The following is a 17,858-nucleotide window of genomic DNA, read 5'->3' as shown; positions in this document are numbered from 1 at the left end:
GGCAGCGCCCGCCGCGAAGTCCACCACGGGGGCCCTGCGACCAGCATGCCACCGAGGGTTCAGCAAAGGCGCGCCCGGGCAGGTGGAGGCGCGCCTCTGAGGCGCCGAGAAGCGCAGCGCCGGGGTCGGCGCGCGCTAGCGCGCTTCGTGATCTGACTTGCCGCGGTTGTTTGAACGCAGCGACCGCAGGTCGCGAAGTGAGTTCTGCGGCACGACCCTGGCGCGAGCATCGCAGTGGAGTCGGCGCGCAGCGTCGACCGCCGCCGAATGAGCCACCAGCGGGCAGCGTCTGCCGCGATGCTCATAAGAAGGCCAGAAAGCAGACACACACAGACTTCAGCTCAGGGCCGCGAGACGCCAGTCGACCGACCGAACGAACGCAAGTCCGTAGGGACCGCAACGCGCTACTTCGTGCCGAAGATGCGATCACCCGCATCACCCAGCCCCGGCACGATGTAGCCGTGCTCGTTGAGCTGCCGGTCGATCGCCGCGGTGAAGACCGGCACGTCGGGGTGGTTGGCGTGGAAGTTCGCCAAGCCCTCGGGTGCGGCCAGCAGGCAGACGAAGCGGATCGACCTCGGCTTCGTCTCCTTCAGCCGGTCGACCGCCGCCACTGCCGAGTTGCCGGTGGCGAGCATCGGGTCGAGCACGATCGCGTCGCGCTCGTGCATGTCCTGCGGCATCTTGAAGTAGTACTCGACGGCGATCAGCGTCTTCGGGTCGCGGTACAGGCCGATGTGGCCGATGCGCGCGCCCGGCACCACGTTGAGCATGCCGTCGAGAAAGCCGGCGCCGGCACGCATGATCGACACGAACACCGTCTTCTTGCCGTCGATCACCGGCGCCTGCATGGTTTCCAGCGGCGTCTCGATCTCGATCAGCTGCGTCGGCATGTCGCGCGTGACCTCGTAGGCCATCAACATGCTGATCTCGTTGAGCAGGCGCCGGAACATGCTGGTGCTGCGATCCTTCTGCCGCATCAGCGTCAGCTTGTGCTGGATCAGCGGGTGGGTGACGTGGTGGACTTCGGCCGTCATGGGTGCGCTCCTTGTCGCTGCGAGGATATCAACGCCAGCCCGGCAGCACGCGATCGATCAGCGCTTTGCAGGCCGGGCCGGGCGGTTGCGAGACCGGTGCTTCAGCCGGTGGTGGCAGATGGCGCAGCCGATCGGCCTGCGTGATCGGCGCCAGCCGCGGCTGGGCGAAGCGGCACAGCGCCTCGGCATCGCCGCACAGCGGCTGCTCGTACCACTCGATGCGAGCATCGCCGCGCAGTAGCGCGAAGCGCTCGGTCGCGCCCAGGGCCATCGCACGAACCGTACCCGCACTGCCGGCCAGGCCGAACAGGCGCTCGAAGCCGAAACTGCTGACCACCTCGACGCGGCCTTCGCCGCCGGCCAGCGCCACGCAGCGCCCGCTGGCCACGAAGCCCGCCGCCACGGCCCGGCGACCCAGCGACATGCCGCGCGACGGCTGCGCCGGGTCGACGATCTGCAGCGGTGCCGCGCGCGCTGCGATCGCCAGCATCCACTTGGCCATGGTCGACTCGCCGTCGCGGTTGAAGTCGAGCGCGGCGGTGCCCCCGGGCGTCGGCCAGTCGGCCAGCGACCGCGCGGCCTTCCAGTCCCACAGCCTGGCCCGCGCACCGCCGGTGGCCAGGCGCTCGCCGTCGTGCGAGAAGGCGAGCGCATCGAGCGGGCCGTCGTCGCCACCGCCTTGCGCCAGCGTGCGCTCATCGGCGACGCTCAGCACACGCCAGCCGCCGCCGTCCTCGGCCAGCGCGAGCCGTGTGCCGTCGGGGGAGAAGGCGAGGCGGCGCAGCGCCGGCAGCACCACCCGTCGCGGCTCGGCGTTCCCTCGCCACAGCCACAGGCCTTCGCCGGCTGCCACCGCGAGCGTGCCGTCGCGTGCGTAGGCGATGGCGCGCGCCCCGCCTGTCATCGCCGCCGCCGGCCGCGCCTGCAGCGCGCCGGTGGTCACATCGATCTCGACCACACGGCCGTCGCCGGTGAGCACCGCGAGGCGGCCTGCGCCCGGCGCAAGAGCCAGGTCGATCGCACCCGGCACGTCGACGCTGCCCCGCGGTGCCACGTCACCCGCCAGCTCGGCCAGCGCACTGCGCAGCGCCGCTGCAGCCACACCGCTGGGCCGGCGCGCCACGCCGGCGAGCGCGACCTGCGCCGCCAGCGCCGGGTCGTCGCGCTGCAGGTGCAGCGCCAGTGCGCCGAGCTTGACGGAGTCGAGGTTCTCGTCGCGCTCGGCAGCCACCTGGTCCATGCGCCAGGCGCCCCATAGCGCCAACGCCAGCAGCACGGCAGCGGCGATCACCGCGCCGACCATCTGCCGCCAACGTGAGGCGTGTTCGTTCCACAGGTCCTCGGGGCTGGCCAGCCCGTGCAGCGGCGCACCGATGCGCAGGAAGGCGGCGCGGAAGCCCTCGTCACGCGTCGACAGCCGCGGCCAGCTCGCGGCGCCGCTGAAATCGACCCAGGTCGGCTCGTGCGCGAAGGCGCCGCGCAGCGGCGCGGGCAGCGCGTCAGTGCGCGCCCAGTCGAAGTCCGTGCCCTGCCAGGCGATGCTGCCGCCGGTCTGCGCGATCACGATGCGCTCGGGGCTGCGGTTGGCCAGCCACCACGCGACTTCCTTGCTCACCCAGGGCGAGGCCGCCGCCTTCGGGCTGGCCAGCAGCAGCAGCCATTCGGACGAGGACAGCGCGCGCTCGATCGTCTGCCACAGCGCTGCGTTCGCACCCAGGCCATGCTGGTCGACGAAGACACGCATCGCGCGCAGCTTCCACCAGGGCCGCGCGAAGCGCGCGAGCGAACGTGCCAGCGCCGCGGCGAGCGGCTGGTCGGCACCGTGGCTGTACGAGATGAACGCGCGGTAACGCGCTGCGCCGGGCATGGCGCAGCATACGGTCAGAGTCCGAGCTCGGACAGGCCCGGGTGATCGTCAGGCCGCCGGCCGAGCGGCCAGTGAAACTTGCGCTCGGCCTCGGCGATCGGCAGGTCGTTGATGCTCGCAAAGCGGCGCTGCATGAAGCCCTGCGCGTTGAACTCCCAGTTCTCGTTGCCGTAGCTGCGGTACCAGTGGCCGGAGTCGTCGTGCCACTCGTAGGCGAAGCGCACCGCGATGCGGTTGTCCGTGAAGGCCCACAGCTCCTTGATCAGCCGGTAGTCGAGTTCCTTCGCCCACTTGCGGCGCAGGAAGGCCTTGACCGCCTCGCGACCGACCGGGAACTCGGCGCGGTTGCGCCAGCGGGTGTCCTCCGTGTAGACGCGCGCGCAGACCTCGGGGTCGCGTGTGTTCCAGGCGTCTTCGGCACCGCGCACCTTCTTGATGGCGGTCTCTTCGGTGAAGGGCGGAACGGGGGGGCGTGTTTCCATCATCGATCTCCAGTCACCAGCCGATGGCCTTGGGCAGCCACAGCGCGATCTGCGGGTAGAAGAACACCAGCGCCAGCGTCGCGCCCTGCAGCACGATGAAGGGCATCACGCCCTTGTAGATGTCGCGGATGCCCACCTCGGGCGGCGCCACGCCCTTCAGGTAGAACAGCGCCCAGCCGAACGGCGGGGTGAGGAACGAGGACTGCAGGTTGACGGTGATCAGCATCGCCAGCCACACCGGGTCGACGCCCTGCGCCAGCAGCACCGGCAGGAACAGCGGCACGGCGATGTAGCTGATCTCGATCCACTCGATGAAGAAGCCGAGCACGAAGATCAGCGCCATCATGAACCAGATGTCGCTGTTCACGCCGCCGGGCAGCCACTCGAACATGCGCACGATCAGGTCTTCGCCGTGCAGGCCGCGGAAAGCCAGCGCGAAGACCTGCGCCATCATCAGGATGAACATCATGATGGCGGTGATCTTGCTGGTCTCGAGCGCCACGTCCTTCAGCACCTGCCAGTTGAAGCGGCCAGCGCCGACGGTGATCAGGATCGCGCCGACCGCGCCCATCGACGCGGCTTCCGTCGGCGCGGCGATGCCGCCGACGATGGAGCCGAGCACGGCCACCACCAGCATGATCGGCGGCACCACCACTTTCCAGAAGCGGATCCACAGCTCGCGCCGGCTGACTGCATCGCGCTCGGCCTGCGGCAGCGCGGGCATCAGCTCTGGCTTAAGCCAACCCAGCACCAGCAGGAAGACGATGTAGACCGCCGCCAGCAGCATGCCGGGGCCGACCGCCGCAGCGAACAGCGTGCCCACCGACAACTGCATGATGTCCGACAGCAGGATCAGGATCAGGCTGGGCGGGATGATCTGCCCCAGCGTGCCCGAGGCGCAGATCGCGCCGCAGGCGATGCGTTTGTCGTAGCCGCGGCGGATCAACGTGGGCAGCGTCAGCAGGCCCAGCGTGATGATGGTGGCGCCGACGATGCCAGTGGTCGCACCCATCAGCACGCCGAACAGGATGATGCCCACGCCCATGCCGCCGCGCACGCCGCCGGCGATGTGGCCCATCACGTCGAGCAGGTCATCGGCCAGGCGCGACTTCTCCAGCATCACGCCCATGAAGACGAACAGCGGGATGGCCAGCCACTGGTAGCCCGCGACGACGCCGAAGATGCGCGCCGGCAGCAGGTTGAACAGCCCCTCGCCGAAACCCAGCCAGCCGAACAGGAAGCCCACCGTGGCCAGCGTGATCGCCACCGGCACGCCGAGCATCAGCATCACGAAGAAGCCGACCAGCATCAGCACCGCAAGAATCTGCGGCTCAAGCACGGGCCGCCTCCAGGCGTTGCTTCTCCACCAGCAGCAGCCGCATCAGCGCGCCCAGCGTCTGCAGCGCGAGCAGGCCGAAGCCGAGCGGGATCAGGCCCTTGACGGCCCATCGGAACGGGATGCCGCCCGGGTCGGGCGAGGTCTCGTTGACGGCGTACGACTGCCCGACATAGGCCAGCGAGAGCTTGATGAACAACAGCGCGATCAGCAGCATCAGCACGCCGGAGACGAGGTTGACGACGAACTTCGCGCGCGGCTTGAAGGCGGCGTAGAAGACGTCGACACGCACGTTCTCGCCGCGCTGCAGCGCGTAGCTCATGCCGAGCAGGATGACCGCGGCCAGCAGGTGCCACTCGAGCTCCTGCGACCACACCGAGCCGACGCTGAAGCTGTAGCGCAGCAGCACGTTGATCGCCACCAGGCCGATCATGAACAGCGTCAGGTACAGCGTGGCGCGACCCACCGCATCGATCAGCGCCTCGATGCGGCGGACCATGACCGCCGTCGCGGTCGGGTCGGACATGGGCCTGCCCCGCTCAGCCGCGGACCTTGAGGTGGTAGGCCTCTTCGCTGACCTCGCTCCAGCGGTCGAACTTGGCCTTGAAGGCCATGTAGGACTCGTGCACCTTCCTGGTCATCGGGTCCTTCGCCACTGCTTCGGCGAGCACCTTGTCGGTCTCGGTGCGCAACGCCTTGATGACGGCGTCGGGCAGCGGCTTGGCCATCACGCCCTGGTTCTTGATCAGGTCTTCCATCGCCTCGGAGTTGTGCTTCTGGCACCAGGCTTCGCTGATGACGTTGCACGCGGCCGCGGCGTTGCTCACGATGGCCTTGAGGTCGGCGGGCAGCTTGTCCCACGCTGCCTTGTTGATCAGCAGTTCGGAGACGGTGGCCGACTCGTGCCATCCGGTCGTGTAGTAGAACTTGGCGGCCTTGTGCAGGCCCAGGCGCCGGTCCTGGAAGGGGCCGACGAACTCGGCCGCGTCGATCACGCCGCGCTCGAGCGCCGGGAAGATCTCGCCGCCGGGCAGCACCTTCACGTCGACGCCCAGGCTCGCGTAGACCTTGCCGGCCAGCCCCGGGATGCGCATCTTCAGTCCCTTGAGGTCGGCGACCGAGTTGATCTCCTTCTTGAACCAGCCGGTCATCTGCACGCCGGTGTTGCCGCAGGGCATGGCAACCATGCCGAAAGGCGCGTAGACCTCGTTCCACAGATCGATGCCACCGCCGTCGTACAGCCAGCCGTTCATGCCCTGAAAGTTCATGCCGAAGGGCACGGCGGTGAAGTACTGCGCCGCCGCGGTCTTGCCGGTCCAGAAGTACGAGTTGGCGTGGTTCATCTCGACGGTGCCGGCGCGCACCGCATCGAAGCCTTCGAAGGCCGGCACCAGTTCGCCGGCGCCGAACACCTGGATCTTGAGCCGCCCGCCCGACATGTCGGTGATGCGCTTGGCCAGATCGGTGGCCGAGCCCGGCCCGTCCATGTAGAACGGCGAGCCTTTCGGGTAGGCCGAGGTCATCTTCCAGTTGAAGCTCTGCTGGGCCGAAGCGACCGCCGGTGCGGCCAGTGCGGCGCCGGCGAGCCCGGCCTTCAGTGCGGAGCGACGAGAGACTGCATTCATGCGAACTCCAGGGGGTAGGAAAGGAATGAATCGACCTAGCGAGCCGCATGCCAGCGCCCCGACGAGTTGAACGGCACGTCGCAGACGTGTCCGTTCCAGCGAGGAGAACTAAGACGGCACGCGAGAGCGTGTCCGGCTTAGTAGGTCTTGTAGGGGAGGAACTTGCCGCTCATCGTGATCGACACCCGATCGCCCTTCGGGTCGGGCTCGCGCTGCAGGTCCATCTTGAAGTCGATCGCCGACATGATCCCGTCGCCGAACTCTTCGTGAATGAGTTCCTTGAAGGTGGTGCCATACACGCTCACCAGCTCGTAGAACCGATAGATCAGCGGATCGGTCGGCACCGAGGTGGGCAGCGAGCCCTTGTAGGGCACCACCATCAGCCACTTCTTCTCGTCGCTGCTCAGCCCGAAGATCTTGCCGACGACATCGGCCTGCTTCTTGTCCAGCGTCATCTGGCCGAGGCAGGCGGCGGTCACCCACTCCTTGCTCAGGCCGACCTTGGCGGCCACGTCGGACCATTTGATGCCCTTGGCCACCTTGGTGGCGATGATCTTCTCGGTGACGTCCAGTCGGCTCATGCGATTCTCCTCAGGGTGCTGCTGTTGTGGGGTTGGGGCTCTGGGTCGACACCGGGGCTGACTTCGGCGGGCTGCGCCGGCGCGCGGCCGTGTGACAGCTCCTTGCTGCGCGCGACCAGGAAGTCGACCAGGTGGTTGCGGATGCGGTAGTACTGCGGGTCGTGGTGCAGCGTGGCGCGCTGCCGGTCGCGCGGCATCGTGTTCTTCACGATCTCGGCCACGCGCGCCTGCGGGCCGTTGCTCATCAGCAGGATGCGGTCGGCGAGCAGGATCGCTTCGTCGACGTCGTGCGTGATCATGAACACCGTCTGGTGCGTCTCGGCGCAGATGCGCAGCAGCTCGTCCTGGATGGTGCCGCGCGTCAGCGCATCGAGCGCGCCGAAGGGCTCGTCGAGCAGCAGCATGCGCGGCTGGATGGCGAAGGCCCGTGCGATGCCCACGCGCTGCTTCATGCCGCCGGAGAGTTGCGACGGCTTCTTGTCGATCGCTGGCGCGAGGCCGACCAGCGCCACGTAGCGCTCGACATGCTCGTTCACCTGCGCGCGGCTCCAGCCCGGCCACTTGCTGCGCACCGCGAAGGCGATGTTCTTGCGCACCGTCAGCCAGGGCATCAGCGCATGGCCCTGGAACACCACGCCGCGCTCCAGGCTGGGGCCGGCGACCTCCCGGTTGTCCATGAAGACATGGCCCTCGCTGGCGCTTTCCAGACCGGCCAGCACGTTGAGGATGGTCGTCTTGCCACAGCCGCTGTGGCCGATGATGCAGACGAACTCGCCCTGCGCGATGCCGAAGTTGACGCCGTCGAAGACGGTTGCATCGCCGTAGCGTTTGGTCAGGCCCTCGACCTTCAGGAAGGCATCAGTCGACATAGGTGACAGCCTTCTGCAGCTTCGCGAACATCAGGTCGAGCAGCATGCCGACCACGCCGATGACCAGGATCGCGAAGATCACGTTGGGCAGCGACAGGTTGTTCCACTCGTTCCAGACGAAGTAGCCGATGCCGGTGCCGCCGACCAGCATCTCCGCGGCGACGATCACCAGCCAGGCGATGCCCATGCTGATGCGCATGCCGGTGAGGATGGTCGGTGCCGCGGCGGGCAGGATGACCTCGAAGGCCTTGCGGATCGGAGAGACCTCCAGCGTCTTGGCCACGTTGAGCCACTCGCGCCGCACGCTCGCCACGCCGAAGGCGGTGTTGATCAGCATCGGCCACACCGAGCAGATGAAGATCACGAAGATGCCGCTGATCGAGCTGTCCTTGATCGTGTACAGCGCCAGCGGCATCCAGGCCAGCGGCGAGATGGGCTTGAGCACCTGGATGAACGGGTCGAGCGCGCGATAGACCAGCGGGCTCATGCCGATCACGAAGCCCAGCGGTATCGCCACCAGCGCGGCGAGCAGGTAACCGAGGCCGACGCGGCCGAGCGAGTAGCCGAGCTGCAGGCCCACGCCCTTGTCGTTCGGGCCGTTGTCGTAGAACGGGCTGGCGAGGTTCTTCACCACCACCGCGCCCATCTGCGCCAGCGTCGGGAAGCCCGACTTCTCGGTGGGCGCGGCGGCACCCGCCGTCGGGTCCTTGCCCATCAGCTTGGCGTACTCGATCTGCTCCGGCGTGAGCGCTGCGGCCGGCGCGGCCACCGGCGCACCGGACAGCGTGGCCAGGTGCCACGCTGCCAGCAGCAGCAGCAGGATCAGCGCCGACAGCAGGCCCGCCCGGAAGCCCAGGCTGCGCGTGAACGCCATGGCGGCCTCCTCAGGTGCGCTTGATCGCGAAGCTCGCCAGGTAGGCGTCGGGCTTCTCGGGGTCGAAGGGCTTGCCCATGATCGTGAACTTCGGGTAGGCCCCGTCGGGCACCTTCATGTCCAGCGATTTCATGACCTTCTTCGCATCGGTCAGCAGGAACACCTTCTCGGCGATCTGCTTGTAGTTGACGTCGCCCTTCACGTAGCCCCAGCGCTTCATCTGCGTGAGCATCCACACCGCCATGCTCTGCCACGGCATCGGGTCGAAGTCGGCGCGGTCGGGCACGTTCTTCACTTGCCCCAGGCCGTCGGCGAACTTGCCGGTGAGCACCTGCGCGATCACCGTCTCCGGCTGGTTCAGGTAGGCCTGCGGCGCGATCACCTTGGCGATCAGCTCGCGGTTCTTCGCCTCGCGCGCCATCGCCGCCGAGGTGAGCACCGCGCGGTACAGCGCCGCGAAGGTGTTCGGGTTCTTCTGGATGAACTCGGTACTGGTGCCGAAGGCGCAGCACGGGTGGCCGTTCCAGAGGTCCTTGGTGAGCAGGTGCAGGAAGCCCACCTCCTCGTAGACCGCACGCTGGTTGAACGGGTCGGGCCCGAGGTAGCCGTCGATGTTGCCGGCGCGAAGATTGGCCACCATCTCCGGCGGCGGCACGACGCGGATCTGGATGTCGCGGTCCGGATCGAGCCCGGCTTCCGCCACGTAGTAGCGCAGCAGGAAGTTGTGCATCGAGTACTCGAAGGGCACGGCGAACTTGAAACCCTTCCAGTCCTTCGGGTTGCGCTTGTCCTTGTGCTTCATCGCCAGCGTGATCGCCTGGCCGTTGGTGTTCTGGATGGTGGCCACGTTCATCGGCGTGGCGTTGCTGCCCGCGCCCATCGAGATGGCCAGCGGCATGGGCGACAGGAAGTGCGTGGCGTCGTACTCCTTGTTGAGCATCTTGTCGCGGATCAGCGCCCATCCGGCGGTCTTCACCACCTCGACGTTCAGGCCCTGCTTCTGATAGAAGCCCAGCGGGTGCGCCATGATCAGCGGCGTGGCGCAGGTGATCGGGATGAAGCCGATCTTCAGGTCCTTCTTCTCGAGCGAGCCGGACTTCTCCTGCGCCATCGCCTGCAGGCTGGCCACCGGCAGCACACTGGCGATGGCGGCCATCGCCGAGCGGCGGCCGACGGCGCGCAGGAACTGGCGGCGCAGCGCATCCTGCGGGAACAGTGCCTTGACGAGTGAGGCCTCGACGAAGGCGTTGGAGTAGGCCTCGAACTCGGCCGTCTCGCTGCGTGCGCGCAGCTCGGCCGCGGCGTGCTCGGCGGAACTGCGATGCTGGCCGCAGGAGCAGCCCATCATCAGGGGGCGCTCGGCGTCGTAGGGATCGAAGTGCTCGCTCATGGTGCAACCTCTCGTCTTGGCATGGTGGGAATGCTAGGAACGAGTCGGCCTTCGCAACATCGAGGCCAGCGGGATTCGGCTGTAGGGCTGGCCCTACACGATGTCCTGCCGCACCGCATACAGCGCCAGCTCGACGTCGTTGCGCACGCCGGTCTTCTCCAGCACGCGGGCGCGGTAGGTGCTCACGGTGTTGGGGGCGAGTACCAGCTGCTCGGCGATCTCGCCGACGCTGCGGCCTTCGGCCAGCAGGCGGAACACCTGGTACTCGCGGTGCGACAGACGCTCGTGCAGCGGTGCGTCGTCCTCGCGGCCGGCGCCCACCGCACCGGCGAGCTGCTCGGCGACGTGCGGGGTGATGAACAGGCGCCCGGCCGCGACGCGGCGGATCGCCTCGGTCATCTGCTCGGAGTCGGCGCTCTTGTTCAGGTAGCCGGAGGCACCGAGCTTGAGGCTGCGCACCGCGTACTGACGGTCCGGGTAGGTGGACAGCATCAGCACCGGCAGCTTCGGGTACTCGTTGCGGAGCTGCTTGAGCACGTCCAGCCCGTCGCGCTGCGGCATCGCGATGTCCAGCAGCACGACGTCGATGCCGCCTTCGCGCACCTTGGCCACCGCCTCGGGCCCGCTGGCCGCCTCGCCGGCCAGCGCGAGGTCGCTCGCATCCGCCAGCATCTGCTTGATGCCCTGGCGGACGATCTGGTGGTCGTCGCAGATCAATACCCGAATCATTCGGTCCGCTCCGGCAAGGGCATCACGAGCCGCACCCTCGTGCCCAGCCCTGGCGCGCTGTCGATGGCAAGCGTGCCGCCGAACTGCGCCGCGCGCTCGCGCATGCCCAACACGCCATAGCTGCGCGCATCGTCCAGCGCCTGTGCCGGCGCACCGACGCCGTCGTCGCGCACGTCGAGGTAGAGCACCGGCTGCGGCGGGTCGTCCACCACGATGCGGATCTGCACGCGCTGCGCCTTCGCGTGCCGGGCGATGTTGGACAGCACCTCCTGGAAGATGCGGAACACCGCGATGGCCAGAGCGCCGTCGGGCGGCGGCACACCGGCGGCGACGTGCAGCTGCAGGTCGCTGTCGAGCTCGCTGGTGTCGACGAACTCCTGCGCCTGCCATTCCAGCGCCGCCCACAGGCCCTGGTGGTCGAGGATGCTCGGCCGCAGATCCGTGATGATGCGGCCGACGTTGTCCACCGCGGTGTCGATCATGCGGCCCATGCCCTGGCACTTGGCGCCGAGCTCGTCACGGTCGGCGACACGCTTGGCCAGCCAGTTGACGTCCATCTTCAGCGCCACCAGCAAGGAACCCAGTTCGTCGTGGATCTCGCGGGCGATGCGCGTGCGCTCGGCCTCGCGCACCGCCTCCTGGTGGCGCGCCAGCTCGCGCACGCGCGACAGCTCCTGCGCGCGCCGCCGTTCGGTGATGTCGGAGAAGGTGACCACCGCGCCCTGCACGGCGCCGTTCTCGACGATCGGGTGGCTGGAGTACTCGGCGTAGAACGACGAGCCGTCGGCGCGCCACAGCACCTCGTCGTCGATGCGGCAGGGCAGGCCGCGGCGGAAGGCGTTGAAGATCGGGCAGTCGCACTCCGGGTAGTGGCGGCCATCGGCATGCGTGTGGTGGATCAGCTCGTGCATGTTGCGGCCGAGGATGCGCTCCGCCGGCCAGCCGAGCTGCTGCGCCGCGCTGCGGTTGACGAACACGCAGCAGCCGGCCATGTCGATGCCGAAGATGCCCTCGCCGGTGGACTCGAGCAGCAGCGCGAGGCGGTTGCGCCAGACGTCGGCGACGCGGCCCTGTTCGACGGAAGCGGTGCTGGGCATGGTGCCCACGATGGTGCAAGCGCCATGCCCGTGCGCGCGCACCAGCCGGGCGCGCGGCGCACCGCGACGGGTCAGAACAGCGTGCCGTCGCTGGCGATGGCCACCGGCGGTGCACCGCCCGGCCGGCGTTCGGCGGCGATCTGCCGGCCAGCGGCCCAGCTGCCACCTTCGAGGATGCAGGCCAGCGGCAGCCCGGGCGCGTCGAGCGCGGCGCGCACCATCGGCGCCAGCTCGTCGAGCAGCGCCACGGTGAGCGCGCGCCATTCGATCACCCAGGGCTCGGACGGTGTGCGCGGCCGTGCCGCGAAGGCCGGATCACGCGGGACGATCACGCCGGCATCGAGCAGCAGCCCGCCGTTGCGGTACTCGGGCAGGCCGGTCAGCGCCTCCAGCCCGTCGACGCTGACGCCGGCCCACTCGAAGGGTTCGAGCAGCGAGTAGCTGAGCCACTGGCTGAGCTTGTGGAAGGGCACCCAGCCGGCACTCGCTCCCTCGCCGCCGGCGGCGGGGTGCGGCCAGGCATCACCGACCGGGATGCCGTGGAACGACTGTCCGCTCGGCCAGATGGCGCTGAAGGCGTCGAGCAACGCGCCGAGCAGGCGCGAGGCCTGCACGTGGTGGTGCAGCAGCGACGGTTGCGGATGGTGGTGGTGCAGCCGCGGCGCATGCGGGTGGTGCGTCAGCGCATCGAACAGGTGGCCGGGCTGGCCGGTCGAGGTGAAGGTCTGCGGCTGCGCACGCAGCGCCTGCCCGAGCCGGTTCATCAGCGCGGCGCGGCCGTCGAGGCCGACCAGCGGGTTGTCGGCACGCACCTGGAAGACCTCGGCCAGCGCCTTCGCGTCGAGCCTGAGCAATGCTGCCGCATCGACGCGGTACGGATCGCCCGCATCCGACGAGAAGCGCCCGGCCAGGAAGGCGCGGAAGCTGGCCACGCCCAGGCCCTCGCTGCGGCCGAAGGACTGGCCGCTCTCGGCCTCGTAGAAGCGCCAGTCGGGCCCGGCGCCGGCGTCGAGCAGCACGCTCACCAGCGTCAGGTCGATGCGCGCGCGCGCCACCGCGATGTGGCTGCGGCCGGCGAGCTTCGCGTCGAGCTCGCCCTTGCGATCGACCCCGCCGGCCTCGAAGTGGCGCCAGCGGCTGTGGTACGGGATCTTCAGATCGGGGAAGCGCGAGCGCGTCAGCGCGGCGACGCGCTGCGCGACAGCGTCGAGCCTGGTGCGATCGATCGTGAAGTGCCCGGAATGGCCGGCGTCGACAAACGCGGCGATCGCCCCGCAGCGTGCGCGGATCGTCGCCGGGTCGCGCAAGGTGCGCACCGCGGCGTCGATCGCCAGCGACTCATCCAAGCTCGCGCCCCTTCACGCTGGCCAGCCGCGCTTCGTCGGGCACCTCGCCGTCGGTGAAGTAGCCGGCGGCGATCTTGGCCTCGATCTCCACCTTGGCATCGGCCGGCACCAGCTCGTCGGGGATCTTCACGCGCTCGCCGACCGCTATGCCGCTGCCGGTGATGGCGTCGTACTTGTCGTTGCTCATCGAGACGAGGCGGTGGATCTTGCGGATGCCCAGCCAGTGCAGCACGTCGGGCATCAGCTCCTGGAAGCGCATGTCCTGCACGCCGGCGACGCACTCGGTGCGCAGGAAGTACTTGTCGGCGCGGTCGCCGCCTTCCTGGCGCTTGCGCGCGTTGTAGACGAGGAACTTGGTCACCTCGCCGAGCGCGCGGCCTTCCTTGCGGCTGTAGGCGATCAGGCCGACGCCGCCCTTCTGCGCGCCCTGGATGCACTCCTCGATCGCATGCGTCAGGTAGGGCCGGCAGGTGCAGATGTCGGAGCCGAACACGTCCGAGCCGTTGCACTCGTCGTGCACGCGGGCGGTCAGCGTCACGGCCGGGTTCGCGAGATCACGCACGTCGCCGAACACATACAGCGTCTGACCGCCGATCGGCGGCAGGAAGACCTCGATGTCGCTGCGCGTGACCAGCTCGGGGTACATGCCGCCGGTTTCCTCGAAGAGGGCGCGACGCAGGTCGGCCTCCGACACCTTGAAGCGCTTCGCCACGCCGGGCAGCCACCACACCGGCTCGATGGCGATCTTGGTGACCGTCGCCGAGCTGTCTTCCAGCAGCACCTTGCCGTCGACCTGCAGGCGCTGGAAGGCCAGCGCCTGCCGGATCTCCGGCAGATGGATGTGCGCCTTGGTGACGGCGATGGTCGGGCGGATGTCGTAGCCCTGCTCCAGGTAGTCGGCGAACACCGACTGCACCGATGCGCCCCAGGGGTCGATCGAGACGATCTTCTCCGGATCACCCCACTGTTCGTAGGGGCCGATCGGGTCGGTCGGCGCGGTGTTGGTGAGGTCGGCGCGGTGGCCCTTGACGAGGTTGCCGGCCGCCACCGCCAGCGCCCGGTAGACGCCGTAGCTGCCGCTGTGCGTGCCGACCACGTTGCGCTGGGCGCGGCTGGTGGTGGTGCCGACGATGGGGCCGCGCTCCAGTGCGTCGGCCGCGCCCCAGTGGATGGCCGGCGCGCCGCTGGCGCCCTGCTGGCCGGGGTGCGAGGTCAGGCGGATGTGGCGCGCGCCAATCGGGGTGTCCTGTGCCATGGATGCCTGCGAGGAAGCGATGGGCGCAGCATAGCGCCGACGGTCCGCTGCGTGCGCAGGATTCGGGCCAGGCGGCTCAGCGAAAACCACGCACCGGGAAGTCCGGCGCACGCTGCAGCCAGTTGCTCGGCAGCCAGCGGGCCGATCCGTCGGCCAGGTGCAGCGTGTAGGCGTGGCGCGAGCGCGCCGAGCGGTTCGGCGCGCTGTAGTGAGGCAGCAGGCCGTCGAAGCAGATCAGCGTGCCGGCCGGCACCTCCAGCGCCGTCGCCTCGTCGCTCGACGGCCACGGCGTTGCGTCGAGCGGCTGCATGCGCAGGCTGTCGCCCTCGCGCACGAAGCGCTCGCGCAGCGGGCCGCCATGGCCGCCGGGCTGCACCCACAGGCAGCCGTTGTCGCGCGTGGCGTCCTCCAGCGCGAACCAGAAGCCGAGCATCCGTTCGGGCTCGGTGTGCAGGAAGGTCGCGTCCTGGTGCCAGCGCACCTCGCCGCCGATGGCCGGCTGCTTGAAGATGAACATCGACTGCCACAGCCGCGCATCGGCCAGGCCGAGATCCTGCGCCAGCGCGGCCAGGCGCGGGTCGCGCGAGAAGCGGTCGAACACCGGGTCGAGGTCGTGCAGCGCGTGGCCGATCTTGTTGATCGACAACGGCTTGGCCTGGCGCAAACGCCCGGCGGCATCGAAGGCCTCCTCCTCGAAGAAGCAGCGCACCGCGCCGGCCGAGCCGAGGAACCAGGCATCGGCGCTGCGGCCCTGCTCGGTGGTCGAGAAGATGCCGGCTCCCTCGGCGGGATCGAAGGCCTCGACGATCGCCAGCGCTCGCTCGCGCAGCGCGGCCAGTTCGTCGGCCGGCTTGAAGCCTTCGAGCACGAGGTAGCCGTCGTTGCGGTAGCGGCGTTGCTGTTCAGGTGTCAACATGGCGGCGGCGGGTCGGTGGCAGGCGCCATCTTCTCACCGTGGCACGCCGCTTGCGTCGCGCCGCGGCCGTCCCATCACAACATCCGAGGAGAGACCCATGAAGCACTCGCGCCAATCCTTGCATCTCCGTCGAACTGCTGGCCGCCTGCGACCGGTCGCCGCCGCGGCGCTGGCGCTGGTGTCGGGGCTCGCCGCCGCGCAGCAGCAGACGCTGGAGGCGGTGACGGTCACCGCCGAGCGCCGCAACGAGAACATCCAGGACGTGCCCAGCTCGATCAGCACGATCAACAACGAGTACCTCGACGTCATCAACACCGGCGGCCAGGACCTGCGCGGCCTGTCCGGCCGGGTGCCCAGCCTGAACATCGAGTCCTCCTTCGGCCGCGCCTTCCCGCGCTTCTACATCCGCGGCTACGGCAACACCGACTTCCGCCTCAACGCCTCGCAGCCGGTGTCGCTGGTCTACGACGAGGTGGTGCAGGAGAACCCCATCCTCAAGGGCTTCCCCGCCTTCGACCTCGACCGCATCGAGGTGCTGCGCGGCCCGCAGGGCACCCTGTTCGGCCGCAACACGCCGGCCGGCGTGGTCAAGTTCGAGTCGGCGCGGCCGAGCAACAAGCGCGAGGGCTACGGCAGCCTGTCGATCGGCACGATGAAGACGATCAACGCCGAAGGCGCGCTCAACCTGCCGACCAGCGAGACCACGGCGCTGCGCCTGTCGGTGCTCAACCAGACCCGTGACGACTGGGTCAAGAACAACTTCGACGCCGGCCCGACGCAGGACCTGGAGGGGTACCGCGACACGGCCTTGCGCGCCCAGTACCTGTGGCAGCGCGACAAGGACTTCAGCGCGCTGGCCAACGTGCACCTTCGCGACTTCGACGGCTCGGCACGCCTGTTCCGCGCCAACATCATCCAGCCCGGCACCAACGACTTCGTGCCCGGCTTCAACGAGCATGTCGTCGAGTACGACGGCGTCAACAAGTCGGAGCTGAAGAACGTCGGCGCCAACCTGCGCCTGCGCTTCGGCCTGGGCGACATGGCGCTGCACTCGATCACCGGCTTCGAGCAGGTCGACACCTTCAGCCGCGGCGACATCGACGGCGGCGCGCCGCCCTACGTGTTCAGCGGCGGCGCCGGCTCGATTCCGTTCCTCTCGGAAACCGCCGACGGCATTCCCAAGCATCGCCAGGTCACGCAGGAGTTCCGCCTCGAGTCCACCACCAAGACGGCGCTGGGCTGGCAGGCCGGCGCCTACCTGTTCCACGAGGACTACGACATCGAGAGCTTCAGCTACAACAGCAGCGCCGCCGGCAACCCGCAGGACGCCTACCAGAAGGTGCACCAGCGCAACAACGCCTGGGCGCTGTTCGGCGCGCTGAGCTACGAACTGTCGCCGCAGGCGCAAGTGCGCGCCGGCGCGCGCTACACGCGCGACAAGAAGAACTTCAAGGTCACCGACTACAACTGCTCGACCTTCAACTGCGCCACCACGACCAACCCGCCGGGCCCGCGCACCACGCTGGCCGAGCTGGGCTCGTTCGGCCCGCTGGCCGCGGCCACCAGCGACGGCAAATTCAACTGGGACCTCAGCGGCACCTACGCCGTCGCGCCGGCGACCAAGCTCTACGCGCGCATCGCCACCGGCTTCCGCGGCTCCAGCGTGCAGGGTGCCGGCCAGTTCAACGACCAGTCGGTGGCCACGCCGGAGACCAACACCTCGGTCGAGGCGGGCGTCAAGACCGAGCTGTTCGGCGGCCGGGCGCGGGTCAACTTCGGCGTCTTCCACTACACCGTGAAGGACCTGCAGCTCACCGCCGTGGGCGGCGCCGGCAACGCGAACATCCTGCTCAACGCCGACAAGGCGGTGGGCCAGGGTTTCGAGCTTGATGCGCAGGCGCTGCTGTCCGACCAATGGATGGCCAGCATCGGCCTGGGCTACAACGACACCAAGATCAAGGACGCCAACCTGGCGGTGTCGCCCTGCGGCACCACGCAGTACCTGTTCGGCCAGCCCGGCGCTCCCCGGCCGAACTGCACGGTGCTCGATCCGGTCGACGCCAACGGCAAGGCACTGATCGACGGCAACCCGCTGCCGCAGGCGCCGAAGACGACGCTGAACTTCACGCTGAAGTACACGCAGCCGGTGGCCAGCGGCGAGTTCTATGCGCTGACCGACTGGACCTACCGCAGCAAGATCAACTTCTTCCTCTACGAGTCGACCGAGTTCACCGGCAAGCCGCTGACCGAGGGCGGCGTGCGGCTGGGCTACATCTGGGGCAACGGCAAGTACGAGGCGGCGCTGTTTGGCCGCAACATCACCAACCAGATCCGCATCGTCGGCGGCATCGACTTCGACAACCTGACCGGCTTCATCAACGAACCGCGCATGTGGGGTGCGCAGTTCCGTGCGTCGTTCTAGCCTGATCGGGTGGGCCTGCTGGCTGGCGAGCG

Annotated in this window: 16 protein-coding genes; 1 reads left to right on the top strand and 15 read right to left on the bottom strand. The window is 68.8% G+C overall.

Features of this window, described 5'->3' with window-relative positions:
- Positions 1 to 404: 404 nt before the first annotated feature.
- The 15 genes from upp to AAG801_RS30085 all read right to left on the bottom strand — a co-directional run bounded on the left by upp (position 405) and on the right by AAG801_RS30085 (position 15,404).
- The gene (gene upp / locus AAG801_RS30155) at positions 405 to 1,037 is read right to left on the bottom strand and encodes a uracil phosphoribosyltransferase (RefSeq protein WP_341891690.1); all 633 of its coding nucleotides are present in this window, start codon (positions 1,035 to 1,037) and stop codon (positions 405 to 407) included.
- Positions 1,038 to 1,065: 28 nt separating this feature from the next.
- On the bottom strand, positions 1,066 to 2,904 hold the full coding sequence (locus tag AAG801_RS30150) for a WD40 repeat domain-containing protein (protein ID WP_341891689.1): 1,839 nt from the start codon (positions 2,902 to 2,904) through the stop codon (positions 1,066 to 1,068).
- A 14-nt stretch (positions 2,905 to 2,918) separates the two neighbouring features.
- Entirely contained in the window at positions 2,919 to 3,386 is a 468-nt protein-coding gene (locus AAG801_RS30145) for a nuclear transport factor 2 family protein (RefSeq protein WP_341891688.1), read from the bottom strand.
- Between the two features lie 13 nt (positions 3,387 to 3,399).
- Positions 3,400 to 4,725, bottom strand: a complete 1,326-nt coding sequence (locus AAG801_RS30140) for a TRAP transporter large permease subunit (RefSeq protein WP_341891687.1) — start codon at positions 4,723 to 4,725, stop codon at positions 3,400 to 3,402.
- Positions 4,718 to 5,248: a TRAP transporter small permease subunit gene (locus AAG801_RS30135; RefSeq protein WP_341891686.1), complete on the bottom strand. Its 531-nt coding sequence runs from the start codon at positions 5,246 to 5,248 to the stop codon at positions 4,718 to 4,720. Before AAG801_RS30135 ends, AAG801_RS30140 begins: the two co-directional genes overlap by 8 nt.
- A gap of 13 nt (positions 5,249 to 5,261) precedes the next feature.
- On the bottom strand, positions 5,262 to 6,347 hold the full coding sequence (locus AAG801_RS30130; protein WP_341891685.1) for a TRAP transporter substrate-binding protein: 1,086 nt from the start codon (positions 6,345 to 6,347) through the stop codon (positions 5,262 to 5,264).
- 137 nt (positions 6,348 to 6,484) lie between these two features.
- Positions 6,485 to 6,928 (bottom strand): cyanase, encoded by a 444-nt coding sequence (cynS, locus tag AAG801_RS30125; protein WP_341891684.1) that lies wholly within the window; start codon positions 6,926 to 6,928, stop codon positions 6,485 to 6,487.
- On the bottom strand, positions 6,925 to 7,797 hold the full coding sequence (locus AAG801_RS30120; RefSeq protein WP_341891683.1) for an ABC transporter ATP-binding protein: 873 nt from the start codon (positions 7,795 to 7,797) through the stop codon (positions 6,925 to 6,927). The genes cynS and AAG801_RS30120 overlap by 4 nt, the downstream gene beginning before the upstream one ends.
- Positions 7,787 to 8,671, bottom strand: a complete 885-nt coding sequence (gene ntrB, locus AAG801_RS30115; protein WP_341891682.1) for a nitrate ABC transporter permease — start codon at positions 8,669 to 8,671, stop codon at positions 7,787 to 7,789. Before ntrB ends, AAG801_RS30120 begins: the two co-directional genes overlap by 11 nt.
- A gap of 10 nt (positions 8,672 to 8,681) precedes the next feature.
- Positions 8,682 to 10,061, bottom strand: a complete 1,380-nt coding sequence (locus AAG801_RS30110) for a CmpA/NrtA family ABC transporter substrate-binding protein (protein ID WP_341891681.1) — start codon at positions 10,059 to 10,061, stop codon at positions 8,682 to 8,684.
- A 93-nt stretch (positions 10,062 to 10,154) separates the two neighbouring features.
- On the bottom strand, positions 10,155 to 10,790 hold the full coding sequence (locus tag AAG801_RS30105; protein WP_341891680.1) for a response regulator transcription factor: 636 nt from the start codon (positions 10,788 to 10,790) through the stop codon (positions 10,155 to 10,157).
- Positions 10,787 to 11,887 carry a PAS domain-containing sensor histidine kinase gene (locus AAG801_RS30100; protein ID WP_341891679.1) on the bottom strand — a complete coding sequence of 367 codons (1,101 nt, stop codon included), beginning with the start codon at positions 11,885 to 11,887 and terminating at the stop codon, positions 10,787 to 10,789. The genes AAG801_RS30105 and AAG801_RS30100 overlap by 4 nt, the downstream gene beginning before the upstream one ends.
- Positions 11,888 to 11,958: 71 nt before the next feature.
- The gene (locus AAG801_RS30095) at positions 11,959 to 13,233 is read right to left on the bottom strand and encodes a URC4/urg3 family protein (RefSeq protein WP_341891678.1); all 1,275 of its coding nucleotides are present in this window, start codon (positions 13,231 to 13,233) and stop codon (positions 11,959 to 11,961) included.
- The gene (locus AAG801_RS30090) at positions 13,226 to 14,488 is read right to left on the bottom strand and encodes a GTP cyclohydrolase II (protein WP_341891677.1); all 1,263 of its coding nucleotides are present in this window, start codon (positions 14,486 to 14,488) and stop codon (positions 13,226 to 13,228) included. The genes AAG801_RS30095 and AAG801_RS30090 overlap by 8 nt, the downstream gene beginning before the upstream one ends.
- Before the next feature lie 76 nt (positions 14,489 to 14,564).
- A complete protein-coding gene (locus tag AAG801_RS30085) occupies positions 14,565 to 15,404 on the bottom strand; it encodes a phytanoyl-CoA dioxygenase family protein (protein ID WP_341891676.1) in 840 nt (279 codons plus the stop codon).
- A 97-nt stretch (positions 15,405 to 15,501) separates the two neighbouring features.
- On the opposite strand from AAG801_RS30085, the gene AAG801_RS30080 reads away from it, so the two are divergent.
- Positions 15,502 to 17,826: a TonB-dependent receptor gene (locus AAG801_RS30080; RefSeq protein WP_341891675.1), complete on the top strand. Its 2,325-nt coding sequence runs from the start codon at positions 15,502 to 15,504 to the stop codon at positions 17,824 to 17,826.
- Positions 17,827 to 17,858: the final 32 nt, after the last annotated feature.

It is taken from the genome of Variovorax sp. YR752 (assembly GCF_943372545.1).
The sequence above is the reverse complement of the archived record's forward strand: the minus strand, read 5'-3'. Positions and strand labels throughout refer to the sequence as shown.